Consider the following 5,849-nt stretch of genomic DNA (forward strand, 5'->3'; position numbering starts at 1 on the left):
AGCGCCCGTCGCTTCACCGGCCCAGCAGGGCACAACCCACGCCGGAAACGAACTCAAAACTGGATAGAAACTGGGGGCAACGTCACGAGGGTTCGCCGCGCATCAATCCTATAACCTTGATGACGTTCCTGACTAGGAGGATGAGGCTGCTCCAACACGTCCACCGTGTTAGGAATTGCCATTGCACGAGTTGATCTCGGACTTCTTCGTCGCGCGTCGCCAATTTCCAGCCCAATACCGCGCCTACGCTTGGTACCCGAACCACGCGGCCTATCGCCCTCATGCCCACTTCGAGGACCCTCCAGGATCGGGCCTGTTCGGATAGGTGTGGGAGGCCGAAGCATCAGAGGGAACGGCCAGACGCTACCATGAGGATGCGCCATCTGCCGAAGAGCCGTACCGTTACCTTCGTCACTGTGCGGAACGCGGGGCGACCGTCGCTTCAGCCATCCGGCTTTGGGTGTCATTTCTCCCCTGGCGGAGTCCACCGCCCCCGACAAAAGCCCGGTCTTATGTAGCAAACGCACCAAGCGAGAAATTACGCAGCGGGCTGTACGGTAGTAACCGTGCCCGTGGCAGCGTCGACCGCCTTGGATGCCGCCGCAGTGGTGGCTGCGGCTTCCATAAGTGCTGCCTTACCCAGAGACGTGACTTGGTATCGCAGAAACCTTCGCGCTGCGAGTTGCACCCACGCGCCCGCCCAAGCCATCAACATAGGCCATACAAATGCCAAGACTGAGAGTAAGAAGTAGAAGCTGATGGAATTGGCATCTTTGCAAAGAAACCATCCAATGATCCCAGCACTGTGAGCCGTTCCAAGGATTAACATAAACGCAACAAATACAGTTAAAACAATTGATAGAAGCTTTCCAAGCCTCCAGAAGAAAAACACGTTGAACAATATGCCCCACACACTAGGTGGGGTATTTATCCATCGTGTTTCGGGAATCAGGATACGATTTTTATCAATCGTCTTTACGTCTGCAATGGCTCTTAGCTGTCCATACCAGATAGTATCCTTTACAGCGTCAGTTGCGCTGGCCTCCACCGCTGCAAGCGACTCGCTGACGCTGTCGCTAATACGAGTGATGTAGGCAAATACCGCAAGATTGAGATATGCAAGGTTTAGCCCCAGCGCCGCCCCGAGAACGGGCTCCAGCTGGGGCAACATAGACACACAGGACGCCGGCTCACCCAAAATGGTCTTTGCCTACGCCGCGACAGTCGCGGCGCGAAGGTTCATTGGAGCACTGGTCTGCCAAACACGATCAAAGAGGCGGATCAGGTCATTGGTTAAAGGAGATTCGCCGAACAGCGCTATTGCCGCTGTTTCAGTGTTGTCCTTCTCAAAACGAAGTCCTTTGTTGTCCATGATCGCAAAATTCATCTGGATTGGCGCCCTAAGGTGCTGTGGTACAACCCGGATTTGCAAGTTTGGATGACCTACCAAACTGTGAAAAAACGGGTGGTTGCTGGTATCCAGATTATGCGGCTCCTCGATCAGAACCTCAGCTTTGCGGTTTGGCAGGCCCAGGAAGAGGTTCGCGTGAGCTACGGTGTCCGGCGCCCCGTAAATTCGGGGGTCGAAGGTTCTGCTGAGGATTCGAATGCACGAGGACGCCCGAGCGAACATACGCTCTATGATGATAGAAGCGTGGATGTGTGAGCCATTCAGAACAACCTCACCGCTCATCTCTCGGATCAGCCGATCTATTTTTGCGCGGTAAACTTCGTCAGACATGGCCACAGCCCATCACATGAATTCGCCTAAATGTAGGCGACCCCCCAGCATCATGCTGGAAATATACTACTCCAAAATTATAGAGGAGCAACCTATGACGGAAAGGGCCTGCAAAAAAAACGCTGCCGTAAACCCGCCTCGACTGATTTTGTTGTTCAAATTGCGCTCGGTCTCATGAACACCGATGGCTGACAGCTTTTCGGCGAGTTGGGCATAGGTGACCCCCTTTCGCTTCAATTCCGCCTTCAACAGGTTCTTGGCCTTCGTCTCATACTCGACGGTTGCCGGGTCGTCCTTCCGTGCCATGTGCCGCCTCAAAAAATACCATCATATCCGGTGATATAAACCCCTGCATTTGGCGGTGCAAGCCGTCATATACGGTGAACAAAATCACCGGATATGATGACAATGCCCCAGCACTTCCTACTTTCCGCCGAAAGCCGCTCGCTCTCCCTCAAAGAAATTTACAAGGGTGGCGAGGAAAAGGCTTACGACACGTTCAAGGTCCTTCGCTGGGCTTCGACGCAAGGTGAGCCTGTTTGTCCGAAATGCGGATGCCTGGACCACTACGACATTCCGACCCGTCGCAAGTTCAAGTGCGCCGCCTGCGGTGCGCAGTTCTCCGTCACGTCCGGTACGATCTTCGCTTCGCGCAAGCTGGCATTTGTCGATCTGTTGGCCGCGATCTGCCTGTTCGTCAACGGCGCAAAGGGCATGTCGGCTGTCCAGTTCTCCCGCGATCTGGACGTTCAGTACAAGACTGCCTTCGTGCTTGGCCACAAGCTGCGCGAAGCCCTGTCGGCTGAAACCAAGAACGAAACGCTTGAAGGCGAAGTCGAAATAGACGGTGCATTTTTCGGAGGCGTCGTGCGCCCTGAGAACCGCGTAGAGGACCGCAAGGACCGTCGCATGAAGGAACATCAGTCAGACCGTCGTCGCGTCGTCATCGCCCTGCGCGAGCGCGCCGGCCGTACCTTGACGTTCATCCGCCATCGCGAAGCCGAGGGCGTTGAGATCGCCCGCGCGCGCATGCTGGCCGGCACCAAGCTGTTCGCAGACGAGGCCAGCCATTGGGACGCTCTAGCAGGCTTCTCTGATTGGGGTCGTTGAGGTCAAGCTCCTCCTGATAATTTTCCGGACCATGTCGCCCCGCGGGTCACTCGCTTCTCTTCGCGGTCGGCGTTAGGCCGCCGCATGATGGGGTCAGTAGAGCGAGGCGTCTCAATCTGTTGAACGACCTTAGGAGAGTTCGTCCCAGGATCGTGCCTGCTAACGAGATCGCCTTGCCCGTCCCCACGGGAACGATCCGGCTCACGCCCTTTCGGGCGGAAGCAACTCCTCCTTCGTTGGTCCGTTGTGCCTATTTCATGGCCGATACGGAGCCGGGTGCCTTGCCGAAGCGGAATTCTGTCGCATCGCTCCACATGCGATGCAGGATGACAGCGAGCTTGCGAGCAACAGCAACTTGGGCGGGCCATACCGCGCCGCTTGGCGACGTTCATACCCCACGCTCTGAGGCTCGACCATTTCCTGCTGAGCACAAGCAGCGAATGAGCCGCCTCATAGAGGGCCGTGCGGGCGAGCTCGTCACCGCATCGGCTTACCTTGCCCTGAATGTCCGTCTCGCCAGATTGATAGCGTGCCGGGGCCAGACCCAAATGCGCTCCGACATCCCTCGATCGGCGAAAGCGGTCCGGCTGATCGACCGTGGCACGAAAGGCGAGCGCGGTGATGGGTCCCACACCGGGCACGGACATGAGGCGCCGGCAGACTTGCTCCTTGCGGGCGATATTGAAGACCTGCTTTGTCAGTCGCCCGCACTCGCGCAACATCGTTGCCACGATCGCCAGAAGCGGCTCGACAAGCGCCATGATGACCGTATCTGCGCCAATCAGTTCGCGCACGCGATGGGCGAAAGCTGCGCGGCCTGGAGTGCCGAGCTTGATGCCGGCCTCCCGCAGAATCGCCCTGACGACATTTTCGATCGTCCGCATTTATTGAGGACCGTGCGTCGCGCAACGAGGAGGGATCGCCAGAGCCGACACTGCTGGCTCTTCACATGCACCTGCCGATACCAGCCGGTGCGCATGATCTGCGCCAAGGCGCGGGCGTCGTTGCGATCGGTTTTGTTCGGCATCGTTTTCATCGCCGCGTTGGCCTGCCGGGTCTCGATGCAGATCGCCGGCAATCCTTCGGCGCGAATACCGTCATAAAGCCAGGCTGTCAGCGAACAGGCTTCGAGCCCGATGCGCTCCAGCGGCAGATCGATTTTCCGCAAGGCTTCATAAAGCGCCCTCGGCTCACTCGCCGCCCGCCCTTCCTTCACGATCCGGCCGCTCTCGTCGACGACACAGATCGCGGTCTCTTCCAAAGACACGTCAAGTCCGGCAAAATACTTCATGGCTGCTCCTCCTGATGTTTGTGGCGATCTACATCGACCACGTTCTCACATCTCGACAGGAGCAGCCGCCCTCAATTTGGCTCGGGCGAGACCCCAATCACCCCATCTGTTGAAAAAGGCCCTCGCCACCGGACCGCAGCAATGATTCACTGGCTCCGAAGGGATTCGGAGGTGACGAGTGCGCGGCGGCGACGATCGAACTGGCGAACTTTTCAGCTACGTGGACCTTGAGGTCCGGGTGCGGCGCGATCATCCGGTGCGCCGCATTCGGGCGATTGTGAACGAGGCGCTATCGGCACTGGAGCGTGAGTTCGCGGCGCTGTATTCGCCGATCGGACGGCCATCGATCCCGCCGGAGAAGCTGCTCAGGGCAATGCTTTTGCAGGCGTTCTATTCGATCCGCTCGGAACGGCTGTCGATGGAGCGGCTGGAATACGACCTCCTGTTCCGCTGGTTTGTCGGCATCGGCGTCGACGATGCGGCCTGGGACCATTCGGTGTTCTCCAAAAACCGTGACCGGCTGCTTGAGGGCGACATCGCGGCGAAGTTCATGGGGGCCGTTCTGGCGCAACCCAAGGTGAAGAAGCTTCTGTCTACGGATCACTTCTCGGTCGACGGCACGCTGATCGAGGCCTGGGCGCCGATGAAGAGCGTCAAGCCGAAGGACGGTTCGGGCGAAGATAGCTCAGGCGAGCCGCCGGCTCAGGACGGCGGGCGTAACGCGGAAGCGGACTTCCACGGCGAGAGGCGATCGAACGAGACGCACGCCTCGACCACCGACCCCGACGCCAGGCTCTACCGCAAAGGGCGGGGCAAGGAGGCTAGGTTGTGCTTCATGGGACATGGGCTGATGGAGAACCGCCATGGCCTGCTAGTCGATGCCTGTCTGACGCTGGCCGACGGGCATGCCGAGCGAGTGGCGGCCCTGCATATGATCGAACCTCGCGCCGACCGGCCGCAGGCGATCACGCTCGGCGCCGACAAGGCCTACGACGCTGAGGACTTCGTCAACGAGTTGCGCTCGATGAAGGTGACACCCCACGTAGCGCAGAACACGAACGGCCGTCGTTCGGCGATCGATCGCCGCACCACGCGCCACGGTGGCTATGCCGTCAGCCAGCGCATCAGAAAGCGCATCGAAGAGGCGTTCGGCTGGATCAAAACCGTCGCTGGGCAGGAGAAGACCAAATTGCGCGGCCGCGACCGCGTTGGGTGGGCCTTCACCTTCGCGGCCGCCGCCTACAATCTGGTGCGGCTGCCCAAGCTCTTGGCGGCGTCGAAATGACCGTGCCCGCAGGCTGCCAACTGATCGGCCGCTGGCGGATCATCGAAGCCGATCTGTGGGATCGCGGTTACCTGAACCTCGGTGGACCCGCAACCATCGCCATCGGACCCGACAACAACGGCGAGATCGCCTTTGGCGCCCTGCAAGCCGGTCTCGAACTGAGCTACAGCCCCTCGATAGTTCACTTCACATGGGCCGGGTGTGACGAGATGGATGAAGTCACAGGCGACGGCTATGCCGAATTGCTCGACGACGGCTCGATCGAGATCACATTCGCATATCACAACGGCGACGAGGCCATCCTCAAGGCAATACGTCAGACTTCTTCAACAACCTGCTAGTACTACTGCGTCATAAATTGCGAGCCTGACGCGGACTGTCCATTGCCCTTATGCAGCACGGACATCGTTGCAGACGGTTGG

At 58.9% G+C, this 5,849-nt stretch carries 7 protein-coding genes and 1 pseudogene; 3 read left to right on the forward strand and 5 right to left on the reverse strand.

Annotated elements, in window-relative coordinates; genetic code table 11:
• Window positions 1–538 precede the first annotated feature (538 nt).
• The 3 genes from NKJ46_RS34290 to NKJ46_RS34300 form a co-directional block, all read right to left on the reverse strand.
• Entirely contained in the window at window positions 539–1,177 is a 639-nt protein-coding gene (locus NKJ46_RS34290; protein WP_352595900.1) for a hypothetical protein, read from the reverse strand.
• Between the two features lie 33 nt (window positions 1,178–1,210).
• Window positions 1,211–1,741 carry a DUF7931 domain-containing protein gene (locus tag NKJ46_RS34295; protein WP_352593215.1) on the reverse strand — a complete coding sequence of 177 codons (531 nt, stop codon included), beginning with the start codon at window positions 1,739–1,741 and terminating at the stop codon, window positions 1,211–1,213.
• Between the two features lie 66 nt (window positions 1,742–1,807).
• Window positions 1,808–2,047 (reverse strand): DUF6471 domain-containing protein, encoded by a 240-nt coding sequence (locus tag NKJ46_RS34300; RefSeq protein ID WP_352593212.1) that lies wholly within the window; start codon window positions 2,045–2,047, stop codon window positions 1,808–1,810.
• Window positions 2,048–2,149: 102 nt separating this feature from the next.
• On the opposite strand from NKJ46_RS34300, the pseudogene NKJ46_RS34305 reads away from it, so the two are divergent.
• Window positions 2,150–2,824, forward strand: a pseudogene (locus NKJ46_RS34305) (IS1595 family transposase); the annotation flags it as partial.
• A 29-nt stretch (window positions 2,825–2,853) separates the two neighbouring features.
• Here the strand turns inward: NKJ46_RS34305 and NKJ46_RS34940 are convergent.
• Both NKJ46_RS34940 and NKJ46_RS34945 read right to left on the reverse strand, forming a co-directional pair.
• A complete protein-coding gene (locus NKJ46_RS34940) occupies window positions 2,854–3,735 on the reverse strand; it encodes a transposase (RefSeq protein WP_502903501.1) in 882 nt (293 codons plus the stop codon).
• Complete coding sequence (locus NKJ46_RS34945; RefSeq protein WP_502894314.1) at window positions 3,633–4,142, reverse strand: IS110 family transposase; 510 nt, start codon at window positions 4,140–4,142, stop codon at window positions 3,633–3,635. The genes NKJ46_RS34940 and NKJ46_RS34945 overlap by 103 nt, the downstream gene beginning before the upstream one ends.
• Window positions 4,143–4,320: 178 nt before the next feature.
• Between NKJ46_RS34945 and NKJ46_RS34315 the strand changes: the two genes are divergently transcribed.
• Together NKJ46_RS34315 and NKJ46_RS34320 are read left to right on the forward strand one after the other, a co-directional pair.
• A complete protein-coding gene (locus NKJ46_RS34315; protein ID WP_352671727.1) occupies window positions 4,321–5,427 on the forward strand; it encodes an IS5 family transposase in 1,107 nt (368 codons plus the stop codon).
• Window positions 5,424–5,768, forward strand: coding sequence for a hypothetical protein (locus NKJ46_RS34320; RefSeq protein ID WP_352671729.1), 345 nt, complete (start codon window positions 5,424–5,426; stop codon window positions 5,766–5,768). The genes NKJ46_RS34315 and NKJ46_RS34320 overlap by 4 nt, the downstream gene beginning before the upstream one ends.
• Window positions 5,769–5,849: the final 81 nt, after the last annotated feature.

It is taken from the genome of Mesorhizobium sp. M0166 (assembly GCF_040322255.1).
Lineage (GTDB): Bacteria > Pseudomonadota > Alphaproteobacteria > Rhizobiales > Rhizobiaceae > Mesorhizobium.

What these genes read in the sequence shown, in the direction of transcription:
- NKJ46_RS34295 (WP_352593215.1), bottom strand. Translation starts at nt 1,741, where the DNA reads ATGTCTGACGAAGTTTACCGCGCAAAAATAGATCGGCTGATCCGAGAG.
- NKJ46_RS34300 (WP_352593212.1), bottom strand. Translation starts at nt 2,047, where the DNA reads ATGGCACGGAAGGACGACCCGGCAACCGTCGAGTATGAGACGAAGGCC.
- NKJ46_RS34940 (WP_502903501.1), bottom strand. Translation starts at nt 3,735, where the DNA reads ATGCGGACGATCGAAAATGTCGTCAGGGCGATTCTGCGGGAGGCCGGC.
- NKJ46_RS34945 (WP_502894314.1), bottom strand. Translation starts at nt 4,142, where the DNA reads ATGAAGTATTTTGCCGGACTTGACGTGTCTTTGGAAGAGACCGCGATC.
- NKJ46_RS34320 (WP_352671729.1), top strand. Translation starts at nt 5,424, where the DNA reads ATGACCGTGCCCGCAGGCTGCCAACTGATCGGCCGCTGGCGGATCATC.